This window comes from Longimonas halophila, from assembly GCF_002554705.1.
Lineage (GTDB): Bacteria > Bacteroidota > Rhodothermia > Rhodothermales > Salinibacteraceae > Longimonas > Longimonas halophila.
Genome location: NZ_PDEP01000008.1, coordinates 87122 through 103314, shown reverse-complemented (window position 1 = coordinate 103314; position 16193 = coordinate 87122). Strand labels below are relative to the sequence as shown.

The 16193-nt window shown below is 63.7% G+C and carries 16 protein-coding genes; 8 read left to right on the top strand and 8 right to left on the bottom strand.

Annotated features, from left to right (window positions below):
* Positions 1 to 59 precede the first annotated feature (59 nt).
* The 8 genes from CRI93_RS09645 to CRI93_RS09610 all read left to right on the top strand — a co-directional run bounded on the left by CRI93_RS09645 (position 60) and on the right by CRI93_RS09610 (position 8211).
* Entirely contained in the window at positions 60 to 1601 is a 1542-nt protein-coding gene (locus CRI93_RS09645; protein WP_098062427.1) for a cryptochrome/photolyase family protein, read from the top strand.
* Between the two features lie 152 nt (positions 1602 to 1753).
* Positions 1754 to 3205, top strand: coding sequence for a cryptochrome/photolyase family protein (locus CRI93_RS09640; RefSeq protein WP_098062426.1), 1452 nt, complete (start codon positions 1754 to 1756; stop codon positions 3203 to 3205).
* Positions 3206 to 3362: 157 nt separating this feature from the next.
* Positions 3363 to 4760, top strand: coding sequence for a TIGR01777 family oxidoreductase (locus tag CRI93_RS09635; protein ID WP_098062425.1), 1398 nt, complete (start codon positions 3363 to 3365; stop codon positions 4758 to 4760).
* Positions 4761 to 4882: 122 nt separating this feature from the next.
* Positions 4883 to 6145 (top strand): protoporphyrinogen/coproporphyrinogen oxidase, encoded by a 1263-nt coding sequence (locus CRI93_RS09630; RefSeq protein WP_098062424.1) that lies wholly within the window; start codon positions 4883 to 4885, stop codon positions 6143 to 6145.
* A 22-nt stretch (positions 6146 to 6167) separates the two neighbouring features.
* Positions 6168 to 6626 (top strand): hypothetical protein, encoded by a 459-nt coding sequence (locus CRI93_RS09625; RefSeq protein ID WP_098062423.1) that lies wholly within the window; start codon positions 6168 to 6170, stop codon positions 6624 to 6626.
* Between the two features lie 19 nt (positions 6627 to 6645).
* Positions 6646 to 6942 (top strand): DUF427 domain-containing protein, encoded by a 297-nt coding sequence (locus tag CRI93_RS09620; protein ID WP_098062422.1) that lies wholly within the window; start codon positions 6646 to 6648, stop codon positions 6940 to 6942.
* A gap of 81 nt (positions 6943 to 7023) precedes the next feature.
* The gene (locus tag CRI93_RS09615) at positions 7024 to 7677 is read left to right on the top strand and encodes a Uma2 family endonuclease (protein WP_217992524.1); all 654 of its coding nucleotides are present in this window, start codon (positions 7024 to 7026) and stop codon (positions 7675 to 7677) included.
* A gap of 135 nt (positions 7678 to 7812) precedes the next feature.
* Complete coding sequence (locus CRI93_RS09610) at positions 7813 to 8211, top strand: co-chaperone GroES (RefSeq protein ID WP_098062421.1); 399 nt, start codon at positions 7813 to 7815, stop codon at positions 8209 to 8211.
* Positions 8212 to 8222: 11 nt separating this feature from the next.
* Here the strand turns inward: CRI93_RS09610 and CRI93_RS09605 are convergent, their stop codons facing one another.
* The 8 genes from CRI93_RS09605 to CRI93_RS09570 all read right to left on the bottom strand — a co-directional run bounded on the left by CRI93_RS09605 (position 8223) and on the right by CRI93_RS09570 (position 15697).
* Positions 8223 to 10076, bottom strand: coding sequence for a protein kinase family protein (locus CRI93_RS09605; protein WP_176521817.1), 1854 nt, complete (start codon positions 10074 to 10076; stop codon positions 8223 to 8225).
* A 9-nt stretch (positions 10077 to 10085) separates the two neighbouring features.
* Positions 10086 to 10778 carry a protein phosphatase 2C domain-containing protein gene (locus CRI93_RS09600; RefSeq protein ID WP_176521816.1) on the bottom strand — a complete coding sequence of 231 codons (693 nt, stop codon included), beginning with the start codon at positions 10776 to 10778 and terminating at the stop codon, positions 10086 to 10088.
* Positions 10779 to 11136: 358 nt separating this feature from the next.
* On the bottom strand, positions 11137 to 12003 hold the full coding sequence (locus CRI93_RS09595) for a vWA domain-containing protein (protein ID WP_098062419.1): 867 nt from the start codon (positions 12001 to 12003) through the stop codon (positions 11137 to 11139).
* An 81-nt stretch (positions 12004 to 12084) separates the two neighbouring features.
* On the bottom strand, positions 12085 to 12855 hold the full coding sequence (locus CRI93_RS09590) for a hypothetical protein (protein ID WP_098062418.1): 771 nt from the start codon (positions 12853 to 12855) through the stop codon (positions 12085 to 12087).
* Between the two features lie 29 nt (positions 12856 to 12884).
* Complete coding sequence (locus tag CRI93_RS09585; protein ID WP_098062417.1) at positions 12885 to 13334, bottom strand: hypothetical protein; 450 nt, start codon at positions 13332 to 13334, stop codon at positions 12885 to 12887.
* Positions 13335 to 13603: 269 nt separating this feature from the next.
* Positions 13604 to 13963 (bottom strand): hypothetical protein, encoded by a 360-nt coding sequence (locus CRI93_RS09580; protein ID WP_098062416.1) that lies wholly within the window; start codon positions 13961 to 13963, stop codon positions 13604 to 13606.
* A 41-nt stretch (positions 13964 to 14004) separates the two neighbouring features.
* The gene (locus tag CRI93_RS09575) at positions 14005 to 14988 is read right to left on the bottom strand and encodes a helix-turn-helix transcriptional regulator (protein WP_098062415.1); all 984 of its coding nucleotides are present in this window, start codon (positions 14986 to 14988) and stop codon (positions 14005 to 14007) included.
* 52 nt (positions 14989 to 15040) lie between these two features.
* The gene (locus CRI93_RS09570; protein ID WP_098062414.1) at positions 15041 to 15697 is read right to left on the bottom strand and encodes a uracil-DNA glycosylase; all 657 of its coding nucleotides are present in this window, start codon (positions 15695 to 15697) and stop codon (positions 15041 to 15043) included.
* Positions 15698 to 16193 lie beyond the last annotated feature (496 nt).

Below are 16193 nucleotides of genomic sequence, written 5' to 3'. Positions count from 1 at the left end.
CCTCTTTTCCACTGCACCGCCGCCGCTCTTTCGCATCCCCCTTTGTACAACACCCCCCAATGCGCCGCCTCCTCGTTTTCTTTCGCGATCAACTAAACCGGTCGGCTCCGATTTTTGAGGACACCGATCTGGAGCAGGATGTGTGCGTGCTCACTGAACACACAGCACCGGATACGACCGAGCACGTGCAGAAACGCGTTTATGTGGTGGCGGCGCAGCGTTATTTTCGTGATGCCCTGCGCAACCAGGGCTTCACGGTTCGCTACGAAGCGTGTACCGAATCGGTCGAGCAGGTCGGCCCCTTGGCTCAACTAACGCGCACCTTGCGCGAGCACACCCCCGAATCGGTCCATGCCACCGAACCGGGCACGCTTGCACAGCGCCGCAGCCTGAAACAGGTCTGCCACGAGGCAGGCGTGCCGCTCACGCTGCACGACGACACGCATTTCTTGTGCGATCACGACACGTTCGCCGACTGGGTCGAGGGCCGCAAATCCCCCACGCTGGAGTACTTCTATCGCGAACAGCGCCGCGCCTACAACTGTCTGCTCACCGACGATGGCAGCCCCGTGGGCGGCAACTGGAATTACGACAAGGACAACCGCGCGTCGTTCGGGGCCGACGGCCCCGGCCTGCTCCCTGATCCGCCGTCGTATCTTGACGATCCGTATGTGCAGGAAGCCCTCGCCGATGTGAAACAGGCATACCCCGATGCGCCCGGACGCCTCACGGAGCCGTTTCCGTGGCCGGTAACGCCCGAGCAGGCTCAGGAAGCCCTCGACCGCTTCATTGAGGAGCGTCTGCCCACGTTTGGTACGCACCAGGATGCCATGTGGACCGGGCGACCCTGGCTCTCGCATTCGCAGCTTTCGCCCGCACTCAACCTGAAACTGCTCGATCCGCGCGACGCGGTCTCTGCTGCCGAAGCGGCCTATCACAACGATCAGGCTCCGCTCAACGCAGTGGAGGGCTTCATCCGCCAGATTCTGGGCTGGCGCGAGTTCATCCGCGGGCTCTACTGGCACCGCGCCGACGACTGGTCCGCCATGAACGAGCTCGACGCCACCGAGCCGCTGCCCGAGTTCTACTGGACGGGCGACACCCACATGGCGTGCCTGCACGATGCGCTCACGCAGGTCGTCGACCACGCCTACGGCCACCACATCCAGCGCCTCATGATCACGGGACTGTTCGGGCTGCTCTACGGCATCAACCCACACGAGCTAAACGACTGGCACGAAGCATTTTACATCGACGCCTGGCCGTGGGTATCGGTGCCTAACATGCTGGGCATGTCGCAGTATGCCGACGGCGGATACGTGGGCACCAAACCCTACACCGCCTCGGGCAAGTACATTAGCCGCATGAGCAACTACTGTGCGGGCTGCCGCTACGACCCCGGCAAAGCGACCGGCGACGACGCCTGCCCGTTCACCACGCTCTACTGGGACTTTCTGGATCGCCACGAAGACACGCTCAGCGGCAATCGGCGTATGAACTTTCAGCTCGCCAACCTGCGGCGTAAGGAGGATGCAGAGCGGAGTGCCATCGCCGAGCGTGCGTCCCAGCTTCGCAGCCTCGTGCACAACGAAAATCTGTAACCCATGGGCGCAAGCGCGGCAAACGCGCTCCATTCCGTCGCAGTGCCTGCGGATTGACATTTGCAGACCGATCCCGTAGAGACGCGCCCCCGTAGAGACGTGCCACTGGTGCGTCTCTACTCGCCCTAACGACTCATCCCACCTACCCAGATATGCCCAACGTCTCCCTCGTATGGCTGCGCCACGACCTGCGCCTGTGCGACAATCCCGCTCTCCACGACGCTGCCCAACAGGGGGCGGTTGTGCCCGTGTTTGTGTGGGATCCAGACGGCGAAGCGCCGTGGCAACCGGGCGGGGCGCATCGGTGGTGGCTGCACAAGAGCCTGCAGTCGCTGCGATCCGATCTCGAAGCAGCAGGGTCGCGGCTCATCCTGCGAGAGGGCCCGGCTGAGCAGGCGCTTCTGGACTGCGCGGAATCCGTCGGGGCCACACATCTGCACTGGAATCAGCGCTACGAGCCCACGCTCGCCGCTCAGGCCCAAACAGTTGCCGATGCGCTCAACGCAGCGGGATGCACCCCCGTATTCCACGAAACCCAACTGCTACACGACCCCGAAGGCGTCGAAACGACCAGCGGCGGGCCCTACCACGTCTACACGCCGTTCTGGAAGAAGGTGACCGGCCACGATCTGCTCCGCACCGACGCGCCGCCACTTGGTGCGCCCGACCTCTCGGGCACCGTGCCCGACGCCTGGCCCGACAGCACTTCGGTGCACGACCTGCGTCTGCATCCCAAACACCACGACGGCACCGACTGGACCGGCGGACTGGCCGACACGTGGACCCCTGGCGAAGCGGCGGCGCACGAGCGGCTGCAGTACACGCTCAACCACGTGATTGCCGACTACGAAACCGAGCGCGACCGTCCCGACCATGACGGCACCTCGCGGCTCTCGCCGTACCTGCACCACGGCGAAATCAGTCCGTTGCAGGTGTGGCAGGCCGTCACCGACTGGGCCGACGCCAACGATGCCCACGAGGAGGCCAAGCCCTATCTGCAGGAGTTGGTGTGGCGCGAGTTTGCGTACCACATGGTGCACCACTACCCCACGATTCCGGATGAAACCTACCGCGATAAGTTCAAGGACTTTGCCTGGACCGACGACGCGGAGGCGCTGCAGCGCTGGCAGCAGGGTCAGACCGGCTATCCAATCGTGGATGCGGGCATGCGTCAGCTTCGCGAAACCGGCTGGATGCACAACCGCGTGCGCATGATCGTGGGGTCGTTCCTCACGAAAGACCTGCTCATCCACTGGTACCACGGCGAGCGCTGGTTCTGGGACCATCTGGTCGACGGCAACCTCGCCAACAACGCGATGGGCTGGCAGTGGTCTGCGGGCTCCGGCGCCGATGCGCAGCCGTTCTTCCGCATCTTCAACCCGGTATCGCAGGGCGAGCGCCACGACCCGAACGGCGACTACGTGCGCCGATGGGTGCCCGAACTACGCGACCTGCCCACAAGTGACCTGCACGCACCCTGGGAGGCCAGCACCCGCACGCTTCGCAAGGCCGGCATCACGCTGGGCGACACCTATCCCAAGCCCATTGTAGATCACAGCCAGGCGCGCGATGCTGCCATGGCCGCCTACGACGAGGTGCGCTGAAAAGGCGGCGGCTCGCAACCCGCCCCACGCACAACGCCATGCGGTCACACAAGAGCAAAAACGCCCCCGTTAGCAAAGCCCCAGTTAGCCGGGGACTGGAACGTCCCCGGCTGTAACGCGCCCCGTCAAATCTGCCACCCAATAAAACACAGCCTTCATGCCCACCCTTCGCTTTCCCTCGGTGCTCGACGTTTCTGCCCAGGCGCTCTACGACTGGCATGCGCGTCCGGGCGCCTTCGAGCGCCTCACGCCGCCGTGGGCCCCGGTGCAGTTGGCCGCGTTCGAGGGCATCGAAAATGGCGAGCGTGCGGTCATCCGACTCGGCTACGAGCCGCTGGCCCTCACCTGGATCGCCGAGCACCACAGTCACATTGCCAGACGCCAGTTCTGCGATCGGCAGGTCCAGGGGCCGTTCAAGCAGTGGAACCACACGCATCGCTTCGAGCCTATCAGCGACACGCGCAGCCGCCTCGTTGACGACATCACGTACGACCTCCCGCTTGCGCCGCTAAGCACGGCCCTGGCGCCCTACCTTGCAGAGCCCGAGCTGCGCCGCCAGTTTGCATATCGCCACCGCATCACCCGGCACGACCTGGATCTGCATGCCCGCTACGATACCGCACGGCCCACCGTCGCTGTAAGTGGCAGCAGCGGACTCGTAGGCCGGGCGCTGGTCGCTTTTCTGCGTACGGGCGGATACCCCGTGCGCCGCCTGGTCCGCCGCTCTGCCACACGCCCCGATGAGATTACGTGGAACCCCAGCACGGGGCAGGTGGATGCAGAGGCGCTCGCTTCGGTGGATGCCGTGGTGCATCTGGCCGGGGAAAACGTCTTTGCCCCACGCTGGACCGCTACCAAAAAAGCGCGCATCTTCGACAGCCGGGTCCGTGGTACGCGCCTGCTGGCCGACGCCCTCGCTTCGCTCAACGACCCGCCCGACACATTCATCTCCGCCTCGGCTGTCGGGGCCTACGGCGACCGCGGCGACACGCCCGTCACCGAAGCCAACGCCCCGCGCACGACTGACTTCCTGGGCGAGGTGTGCGCCGCGTGGGAGGGCGCTACCGCCCCCGCCGAATCCGCCGGCATTCGCACCGTAAACCTGCGCATTGGCGTCGTGCTTGCGGCCAATGGCGGAGCGCTGCAGGTGCTATCCCCGCTCGTGCAGGCCGGACTCGGCGGCACGCCCGGACGCGGCACCGCCTTTGTGCCGTGGATTGCCCTCGACGACCTGCTCGGCAGCATCGTGCACACGCTGCACGATGACACGCTCGCCGGACCCGTCAACGCCACCGCGCCCGCCCCCGTACGGATGCGTACGCTCGTTGACACGCTGGGCACGATTTTCAGTCGGCCTACGCCCTGGCGCATCCCCGAAGCGCTCATTCGCGCCGTAAGCGGCGAGGCTGCCGATGCGATGGCGCTCAAGAGCATCCGTGCCCGCCCGGCGCGGCTCACAGCGCACGGCTTTACGTGGACGTTCGGCGAACTGCCCGCAGCGTTGCGTCATGCGCTTGGACGCACACTGCGTCCGCATCAGCCGCAGCGCATGTAGCCGAACGGATCTCAAGAAATGCTATTGCGATACAATTACAAGCCGACCTGATCCCCCACGCCGGGCCCTCCGTAAACAGATTGTAGAATTACTCCACCTCACTCCAAACCGTGTATTCACCGTTGACTACCCATCCCGTAACGATTGTTGGTGCCGGGTTAGCCGGTCTGACCTGCGCTACATATCTTCATCGCGCCAACATCCCGTTTCGTCTGATCGATGCCGCCGATGCCGTTGGGGGGCGTGTGCGTACCGATTCCGTTGAGGGGTTCACGCTCGATCGCGGCTTCCAGGTGCTACTCACTGCCTACCCCGAATGCCAGGCGCTGCTCGACTACGACGCACTCAACCTGCAGCCGTTTTATGACGGAGCGCTGGTGCGCACGCACGGCCACTTCCACCGCATTGCCGACCCGTTCCGGCATCCATTCGACGCGCCGCGTACGCTCTTTGCCCCCGTGGGCACCCTCGCCGACAAACTGCGCGTCGCCCGCATGCGCAGCGCCCTCACTGCACAGTCGATCAACGAAATATTCAGCCAGCCCGAGCAGCCTACTCGCCAAGTGCTGGCCACGCGCTGGGGCTTCTCGGACCTGATGATCGACCGCTTCTTCCGTCCGTTCTTTGGCGGCATCTTTTTCGATACGGAGCTCCAGGCCTCCAGCCGCCTGTTCGAGTTCTTGTTCAAGATGTTTGCCGAGGGAGATACGACGGTTCCGGCGCAGGGCATGCAGGCCATTCCCAACCAACTGGCCGCGCAGTTGCCCTCCAGCAGCATCGACCTCAACACGCAGGTTGCCGCTCTCGAAAACAATCAGGTGCGGTTCGACGATGGAACGTCCGCACCAGCTTCTGCCATCGTAATCGCAACCGACGCCCCCGCCGCCCATAACCTGCTCGGCGACGAAACCATCTCTACGAAGCAGCGCAGCACCACCTGCCTCTACTACGCCGCACCCGAATCGCCGCTTGACGATCCCATCCTCGCGCTCAACGGCGACCAGGACGGCCTGCTGAACAACGTGGCCGTTATGTCGGATGTGGCGCCCTCGTACGCCCCCGACGGCGAAACCCTCATCTCGGCGGTTGTTGTGGGCGATCCGCTTGAAGACGACGACGCGCTCGAACGCACCGTGCGCCGCGAACTCATCGACTGGTTTGGGCTGCCCGCAGGCGGATGGACGCACCTGCGCACCTACCGGATCGAACACGCATTGCCCGATCAAACCCCGCCATCTGTGCGGCACGATGCCAACATGGTGCGCCACCATGACGGCGTGTACGTCTGCGGCGACTACCTGCGCACTGCCTCTATCAACGATGCGATGGGCACCGGACGCATGGCCGCCGAGGCCATCCGCACGGATCGCTCCGTGCCTGCCTAACCCGAGACGCTGCTCCGGTATCATGCCCAACGCACTGCATCCCGCTACCCTATTGCTCGTGCACGCCGGTGCCACGTGGACCATGGTCGGCGTCATCTGGGTGATGCAGCTCGTCCACTATCCGCTTTTCGCGCAGGTGGGTCCCGAAACGTACGCAACGTACCAGGCGCTCCACATGCAGCGCATCACGTGGATCGTAGGACCGGTGATGCTGGTTGAACTTGCTACAGCAGGTCTGTTGGCAGCGGGATACGCGGCGTTGGTGCCGTCGGCGCAGGTGTGGACCGGGCTTGGACTGCTTGCCCTCATCTGGGTCAGTACCGGACTCGTGCAGGCGCCGCTGCACGGCATGCTCACCAGTGGCTTCGACGCCTACACCCACACCTGGCTCGTGCGCTCCAACTGGCTCCGCACCATTGCATGGACGCTGCGCGGCATCCTGGCGCTTTGGATGCTCGCCTTCCTCTTTCGTACTCCGTAACCAATCCCGTAAGACCACTATGCAAGCGATCTGGAATGACACCGTACTGGCCGAAAGCGACAGCACCGTCGTTGTAGAAGGCAACCACTACTTCCCGCCCGAATCCATTAACGAGACGTTTTTTGCAGAGAGCGACCACCAAACGACCTGCCCGTGGAAGGGGCGCGCCTCGTACTACGATGTGGTGGTGGGCGATGAACGCAACGAAAACGCCGCGTGGTACTACCCCGAGCCGAAGGAGAAAGCTACCCACATCAAAGACCATGTGGCGTTCTGGAACGGCGTGCGGGTCGTGGAAGCACAGGCAACGGAATGACTGCCCGGCGGTATAGACGCTCCCTCGATGTCGAGGTCACTCATGCACAGCGCAGCCCTCTGCCCAACTTGCTAACTGGCTATGCCTGATGTTGCCGACCGTGCCCCCGACCGTGCTACGGCGCTAACGATCCGTCCGGTGCTGCCGCACGAGCGCATGCAGATCCACTTTGAGCATCCGCTTTCGGATGCGGGATTTGCTGCGCTCTGTCAGGAAAACGACACCCTCCACATCGAACAGAATCCCGACGGATCCCTCCTTATCATGAGTCCAACCGGTGGCCTATCTGGAGCACGTAACACGCGCATCATGCGCTACCTGGATGAATGGGCCGAGGACGACGGCACCGGCATCGCCTTCGATTCCAGCACCATGTTTCGGCTTCCGAACGGCGCGCACCGCATGCCCGATGCGGCGTGGGTACAGCGCGAGCGATACCTGGCGCTCACCGAGGACGAACGTGCAGGATTTGTGCCGCTGGCCCCCGACTTTGTGATTGAACTGCGCTCGCCAACCGATCCGCTGCACGCGCTCAAACACAAGATGAACGAGTACGTGCGAGCGGGCGTCCGCCTGGGCTGGCTCATCGACCCGCAGACCGAGACCGTCACGACCTACACGCCCGATGATCCCCCCGAGGTGCTCGATCGCCCCGACCGCGTGACTGCCAACACGGTCGTTGAAGGCTTCACGCTTCCCATGAAACGCATTTGGGATCCGCTGGGCACGGCGTAAGCGCACAGGTTCTCGTTCACTCAAGGTTCCTGTTGAAAAGTAGCAACAGGTTTCGCCAGCCCGCGCTCAGATGAACCGCTCCCTGATCGGGTCGTACGGGATACGCATGTATTTTTCCTACGATCACACACGTTCATGAGCACGCTTCTCGTTGTAGGCGACCGAGTCCTCATTCAACCGCGCCAGGGTGAACAGAAAACCGACTCGGGGCTGCTCTTACCCGCTACGGTGTCAGCGCAGGAAGAGGTAAAGGGTGGGCGCATCATCAAAACGGGCCCCGGGTATCTGACGCCGAATCCTGAGTACTCAGAGAGCGAAACCTGGAAGCAAACTGAGCGGCCGATCCGCTATCTGCCCTTGCAAGCCGAGGTAGGCGACTATGCGTTCTTCCTGCGCGAAAAAGCCACTGAAATTCGCTTCGAAGGCACCGACTATCTCATCGTGCCCCACGCCGCCATTCTCGCTCTTGTCCGCGACACGCCCGAAGAAGGCCGCTCCGAAACCACCGTTGACGAACTCCTCGATGGCGAATAGCCGCTCGAAGATCACGTCGTGCCCTGTGTCCACCATGGGCCCTCGCTAACCGGCGCGGGGCGTTCGGGCGAAGCGTCTGCTGATGCCTGTCCGTTCGTGGATGGGCTTGATGGACGCGGCGGCCCGAGATCACTTTTCGGGAGATCGGTGAGGTACACGAGATGCGTCAGGTAGCGCCGAACCGAAAGCGACGGCTGCTCTTCCTGGCGCGCGTTCGTGCGACGGCGCTCGGCCTCGTACACGCGAATCTTCTCGCGCACACGGGCGGCCTCGGTCTCGATGCGCTCCACCCGCCGGGCAATGTAACGCTGCAACCGCCGCTCCTCGGCAGGCGAGAGCTTCGTGGGGAGCGCATCGGCGTAGTGCTGCACCAGGCTGCTCCTCCACATGTTGATGCGCGCCTTCGTGGTATCGCGGATGCGCCGCACCTCAGACAGTGCTTCGGGCGTGGCTTCGTAGGCGGTCCGGATGTTGTTTGCTTTCAGACGCACCACATCGCGGTGCTTTACGCCGTCGACTGCGCCGACTTCGCCAATGAAGTGGTGCTTCAGTTTGTCGTAGAGGGCTTCGTCTTGCACCTCCTCCAGCCGTTCGTCGCGGCGCTCCTCTACGGATGACTTCACATCGGACTTTTGCTCAGCAAGCGTCTCCAGCTCCCGCTCCATCGTCTCGATGAGCGCGGTGTAGCGGTCGGCTTCGTGCTGCAGTCGGCGCTGCCGACGCACAATCGGATGCGCGCGGTACTGATACGCCACACCGGTGCCCCATCCAATAGCAACGGCGGCCCCCAGGCCGAATCCAACCCACACGTTCACGGTCCAGCCAAAGACGGCTGCCAGCACGAGGCCCATAGCCAGGAGCGGCAGGGCGAGCGTGGCCCATCGGGAGCGCGGAGCCGTTCGTGCGGTGGTGCGTGCTGCGCGTCGGGTGGAGGCGAACTCCTCACGCGAACGAGCGGGGACCTCGGCGGTGCCGTCGCGGGCCTGTGCAAGCGTGGGCACCTGCTCGGGCGATTGGTAGCAGGCGGTTTCGAGATGTGCTACCAATGGGGCGATGGCCTCCGTATCCCCCAAAACCTGAAAGAGCGGGGACTGCTCGGGCTCGTAGAAGTCGCTGTCGCGGAAGAGCAGGTTCTCGCCGGTGTCGAAGCGGTCCCAGAGGGCGGGGCGCACGCGGGTGGCCTGGATGGCAGTGTAGATGACGAGTCCGGCAAAGCGGTCGAGCGCGGGGCCGAAATCGCGTTCGGTGCGGTCAGGGTGCTGGTAGTTGCGGTGGCCGACCTCCGGGCTTTGGCGTCCGTCGAGCGCGGGCACGTACAGGGTGTCGTAGTCAACCAGGCGAAGCGCCGGGCCGCTGTCGGTATCGACCACGAGGACATTGCCGTGCTGCAGGTCGCCATGAGCAATCTGGGCCGCCTCCAGATCGGCGAGCAGGTCGGTCCAGACCTTGGCCAGGGCCCGGAGCGCGTCGGGATCGTCGCGGTGCGTGCGGATCCACGTGTTTAGCGCGGTGCCTTCGACCCACTCCATTTTGAGCAGCGGGTACGCGGTGCCTTCTACGCGAATGCCCGGTTGCTGGTAGTCGAACGTGACGAGCGCGGGCAGGTCGTGCTCGGACAGGTGCGCGGCGATGGCTTCGTAGCGTGCCTGCTGGTCGGGCACATCCGTCAGGAAGCACTTGGCAGCCCAGCGCTGGTTGTGGGCGTCGGTCATGGGAAAGACCACCGCGAACGCCCCGCTGATGGGCTGCGGCAGTCCCAGCACGTTAGTGCGCGGGGTGGCGTTTTGCAGCGTCTCATCCAGAAAGGCAGACTCGGGGAACTGAACGGCTTCCTGATAGGCGCTGGGCGTAGGGTAGCTGGCCATGACGAGGCATTAGGACGAGAGAACGAAACGCAGTACGGTGGTGTCATCATTGCGAAGCGTGCCCTGCGTACGGGCGGCCTGGGCGGCGTCCCGAAACGCGTCGGGCGTCCATTCCAGCGCAGGTGCAGCACCTGTCTGAAGGAGCCACGCAGCGGCAGCATCGGTGGCAAGCAAAAACGCATCGCCCGGCTGCCAGGTGCCGCATGTAGTGTGCACCGTGGGCGCGTGACCGGGCTGGGTGGATACGAGGTCGGGACGGTGGTTGAACGAACCTGCTTCCATATCCGGCCACGTGGCCTGGAGCGTGCGGTTTCGGATGTGGAAGAGCACGCAGTCGCCCACGCGGGCCGCCTGCCAGTCGCCATTTGCGGTACATTGCAGGTGGAGATACGTAGCGTGGGCGCCCTGTTCGGTCTTAGCGGCCACGTACCAGGGCTGGGCCTGCACCTTCGGGTCCACGGCCGTGCGCCAGGCCGTGCGCCACGCCGTAAGGGCGGTCTCGGTCGGTGCCAGGATGCCCTCCGCCAGGGAGCGCTCCACCAGCAGCTGGGCCCATGTGCGCGAGAACGCGGATTCGGTAGCCCCGTCAGCGACGGCTGCGTGCAGGGGCCAGCTTTCTGCCTTGTACGCGGCGGCGTCCTCGTTTTCGGCATCGGTGTGCCCGGCTTTGGGGACGCTTAGCACCTGCAGCGATGCGTTCATGAGGGGCAGGGACTTGTGCGGGATGATAATTCGGGCCCGAATAGATCTGACAGGTCTCCAAAGACCTGTCAGATCTTTACCATCAGTAGCGATACACGAGAAGCAGGCGAACGGGGGACCGTTCACCCCAGGGCATTTTTCGTATTGAAGGGCGAATGCCATCGGCAACTTGTGCCGACCACTGTCGGCACTGCATGTCCCCTGGATGGCACATCGCTAAACATGTCTCCCTCAAAGGGAGATTTAGTGGGCGCGATCCCGTGCTCTCAAACGACTCAAACAATGACGTGTGACAGAACACTCGCATTCCTTACTTCCCCCCCATTCTTCCACACCTCCATTACATCCACCCTTCCACCTACCGCAGATTGCTGGGGCGCGTGCCGATTTCCAAAAACCGCACAAGCGCCACCGGGTCGGCGTTGAAGACAAAGCCGCGTGTATCCAGGTTGACCGTGTAGCCCTCTTGCTCGGCGGCAGCGCGCATGGAGAAAGGCAGCGTGCTCGACATCTGATAGAGCGTTTCGGCGTACTCGTCGGTGCGGGGCAGCTCGCCGGCGGCCGAGGGCAACTCCACGGCGGGCGCCTCCGAGGAGGACAGATGCACGTTAAAAAGCAGCACCTCGCCGTCGTCGGTGGCAAAGCTGCGGAGCTGTTGGGCGTAGCGGAGCGGCTCGCCATCGGTGGCCTCGCCGTCGGTTACGTTCAGCACGACCGGTGGAAAGCTGTGCGGATGCTGGTCGATCCACGTGCGCACCGACTGCGCGGCCAGATCGAGCGCCTGGCACATGGGCGTGCCGTTCTTAGCGTGCGGATCGAACCACACGGGCACTTTTACGCGCTTCTCTTCGGTGCGCCCGTCGCCGGTATCCACCTCGCGCAGGCGCTCGTCCATGCGCTTCGGGCGCTCAGCCAGGTGACTGATGGGGATGAGCCCCGTGCTGTTCTGCACCTCTTCGCTGGGTTCGATGAGCGGCTGCACGCGCTCGCCATAGCCAATTACGCCGATGTGGAAGTAGTCGCGCACGCCATCCTCCTTCGCGCAGCGCAAGACCAGGTTCTGCATCAGCCGGTTCACCGTGTCCGATAAGACGCGGGCCTTGCTGGGCGCGGCATCACCCTTCTGCTCCGCCCCCCCAAAGCGGTCTTGCATAGAGGCCGACTGGTCCAGCAGAAAGAGAAAGGCAGTGGGCTGTTCGCGGCTAATTTCCGCAGAATAGGCCATACAACGGGAAGCGTGGGTAGGTTAGACACATCAGAAGAGGCGGTCTCGAAGAGGGCAGGCGGCCCCTGCAGACCAAAGACGTTACAGATCGTTGCGGAGGTCGCGCGCCTGCTCTTTCAGATCGGCGTCGTTGTAGTAGACCTCCGGCATATCGAGCAGAATGTCGATCTGTTCGCGGGCATCCTCGGGGCGCTCCATGATCGCGTAGGTGCGCGCCAGTTCGTAGCGGTGCAAGATGCGATCTTCGATTTCGATAGCAGCCTGAAAGTCCTCCACAGCCTGCTCATACGAGGCATCGGGCAGTCCGCCGTAGACCGTGCGCACAATGGCACGCGACATAAAACCGAGGCTGGCCACCTCGCGGTTCCACTGTCCCCGCGCGTTATACGCACCGTCGATGTCATCTTCGAGCTCGATCGCGCGGTCGGCATGGTGCTTCACCGCGCGCGACCGTTCGATGCGCTCGCGCGTGCCGGCCGCTAACGCCAGGCGGCCTTCAGCCATTGAACGGGCAAAGTGCGCGTATCCGTTCGAGGAATCCGCTTCGAGGGCTGCGTTGGCTGTCTCCAGACCACGTTCGAAAAAGGAGGTGCTGTTGCCGCGCTGCTCGCCCATGTTCACCTCGGTAGCTGCCATGCGCCAGAGCACTTCGGCCCGGTCGGGATACTCGCCCTGGATGTCGTTTAGCCGCCCGTAGGCAGCCCCAAACTCGCCGTTTTTCCGGAGCTCATCGACCTCAGCCAGTGCCGCGGCGAGGTCCTCGTCGTCGATATGATCAACCGACTGCGCTGCCGCCGATCCGAATCCGACAAACAGAGCAAGAAGCAGTGCAGCAGCAAGAGGTCGAGCCATAGCAGAGGTACAGCATAGGAAAGGAGGACTTACGACGGTGCTATTCCGACCCGATGCGGCGCAGTGCGTTCCGGAAGCGTATCTCCAGAGGGCGACGGGTCTGCGCTTCTATCTGGATCAGTTGCAGGGGCTGTGCTCTGCGCATCGCGTACCGCGTCCGCGCTCGCGTCTCCCTCCGATGCTATCATGTTTTCTTCGCGCAGGCGGCGCAGCGTATAGTTCCACGTACCGGCACTTTCCTCCAGATACAGCGCCACTATTTTTCCACTTGCAAGCGTAATCTCCAGGTTAATGTCGCGCTTGCCGCCCCACCACCGCACATGCTGAATCGTCTCGATAGGCAGGCGGTACACCGTGCGCCCCGTCCACGACCACCCAGAAAGCTCAATGTAGGTGGGATACAGCCGGGCCCGGCTTCGCCAGAGCGGCTCGCCAAGCATCGAACACGAACTGCACAGCAATGGATCGTCGGTAGCCATATGCAACACAATGAGTACACAAGGTCGATAGCAGCCTACGCAGCAACGTCGCAGGCCCGTGGTACAGACCACAAGTTTCATTCCACCCCGAGTTAGATAGACGTTACAAACATAGCACTCGGATAATAAGTCAAGTGTATTCTCATGGTGGAGCCCCTATGATGCGTACCACTTCCAATGTGCGGGTTGCTGTACCCAATCGCAACCATGCGGGTCATTTTTTCGAGGGATGCAGGGGGCTTTACGATCCCGTCAGAATCTATCTGGATCTACGGACGCATCTTCCGGGCCCACTGGGCCGCAATCTCGGAGGCCGGGGCATCGGGCCGTCGGTCGGGCGGATCGATGCGGGAGGCCGCGTCCTCGCCCCACCGCTCCCATGCCTCGTGGGTTACAATCGTCTCCAGGTGCTCCAGGCGCGTGGTCATGTGATCCTGCTCCTCACGCAGCGCAGCAATGTCCGTCTGAAGCGCGGCCTGCTGCTGATCAAGGGCCTCTTCGAGGGTCGCCACGCGGGCTCGCAGGGCCGCATCCGAGGTGGCCTCGGCCCGTGCCTTCGTCCACGTCCGCAACATGTCCCGCACGATGTACACGACCAGTCCAAACGCAAGCAACGTGTACAGATTCATACTTTTAGCGTCAACAAATTCGTTGGCATCAGAGGCAGGCGCTATGACAGCAGCGTGGGCGCCGCCGGATACTGCTCGGCGATGCGCTGTGCCACCGCAACAAGCTGGTTGCGCAGTGCGGTGGGCGCTTCTACGTACACCTCGGCGCCCCAACTCAATAGCCACGGCACCAGATCGCGCTCGTGTGCCACGCGCAGCGTCATGCGCACGCCCTGCAGGGTGGCCTCGCGCTCGACAACCGTAGCCACCGCAGGAGCCGTCACCGCCTCTGCCACCTTGGTATCGAACCGCACGTGCACCGTCCGTTCGGGGGACGCAGTCCGGCGCGCGGTGGACCGATAGCCCGGCGGACGCTCGAACGTGGTGTCGGTCGTATGCAGATCGGTGATCGTGGACAGCGCAATGTGCTGCACCCGCTCCGTCTGATGCACGTAGCCGACGACCTGCCACGCCGTTCCGGCGCGAACCAGCGCATACGGATTCAGGAGGACGGACTCCGCATTTTCATCCGCCTCATTCCCACGCTCCAGACGCACCGTCTGCTCGGCCCCGATGGCGTCCTGCAGGCGATGGGCCACGGTATCTCGCGGCGGAGCAGGCTGGGCTGGGCCGCGCACATGCGTTTCGGTTAGCGACGCGGCGCGTCGTTGCATGGCCTTGGGCAGCGTAGCCTGGAGGTCCGCCTGCACGCTATGGGCCGCCGCCTGCCACCGACCGCTGAGCTGTGCAGCGCCCCACGCCGCCCCCACCGTCAGCGCCACGCGTTCGTCATCGGTCAGGTTGTGCACCGAGCGCATCCGCTCTGCATCCAGCCGATAGCCATATCCAGGAGCCGCCTCGACCGGTGCACCAGCATCCATAAGCCGCTGCATCTCGCGGTAGACTGTGCGCGGACTGATACCAAGTTGAGGGGCCACGTCTTCAGCACGCACCCACCGGTCGGCGCTCAGCAGTGCAAGAATGGCAGGCCAGCGGTCGGTCGATTCCACAAGAGCAAGGGCATTTCGAAACAGACGGCGGATCATGCCAACGCGGCGCGGCAGGGATGCTTCCCGCTTCCTGACAGACCGGTTCAGGCTACGCGTTGGCGGCGGTGGGCAGGCCCATGTCGCGCAGGATAGCCTCCATGCCCGCAGCAAACTTCTTGGATCCGCCGTGCGAGGGATGCCGCACGTAGATGGGGTCGGCCTCCAACTCGTTGAACGCGCGCTCGGCCTTGCGCCCAATCGCCACAATGCGCTCCGGCTGCATCGCATCCAGCAAGCCCTGCGTGAGGTCGCTCCACGCGCGCACCTCCGTGCGGCGCGGCGTGCGGATGGTGAGCGGCTCGCCCTCGTCGTGCGGATGCAACGGCACGCTGTTCCAGATAAAGAAGTGCGGGAACGCCGGAGCCATCACGCGCCAGAAGATGGAGCCGCTGTACTCGGTGTGTGGCTCGTCGGCGGTGCTGGTGCGCTGGCCCGACAGCGGAAACGCGGGGTCGAGCAGCTGGTCCTCGCTCGTAATCGGGATGCCGGTAAAGCGGCAGCCCCACGGGCCGGGCGCTTCGGCCATCATAAAGAGACGCGGTGCCTGCAATGCGTCGAGGTAGCCGCGCAGGTTTGCGCGTCGCACATCGGGTGCCCCCGGCTGGTCGAGCTCCGGATGGCGATCACGGTACGGGTTGAAGGCTTCCTCGGTGGAAGGCACCTCAAACAGATGCGTTTCCAGCAGCGGCCAGAGCGTGTCGGTCATGTGGTAGGTCGTAATAAATCAGTGGGATGCGAAGGGTTGTGCAGAGCGCAAAATGCGCACTGTTCATGCGTGGGACGTGGCCAGTCCCGCGCTACTGTGAGCTTTTAGACCTGACAGGGTTTGGAAACCTGTCAGGTCTGACCGTTCCGTATCCACCCCTCAGTCGCGTTCGCGACCGCTCCCCTCTCCAGGGGAGCAGACGAACCGGCACTCTTTCATCTATCTCCTCTTTTTCCGACGGGGTTCGGGGGGAACGAGGCTTTTTCCCCTGCTCGTCAACGCTCCTGCATTGACGCAGGAGCGAGGACGCTCCCGCGTCCGACAAGTCTCATTTCCTAAAAACCCGCACGGGGCGGAGGGGCCCGAAGGGTCATGCCAGTTGTGCCCCTGAATAGCAGCGTCACAAGGCGGAGTACGTGTTTAGCGACTTGTAGCCCGGGACTGGGAGCGCAGCGGACGTCCCGGGCTATGAGGCCGCTCCTGAAATTTTAGACCT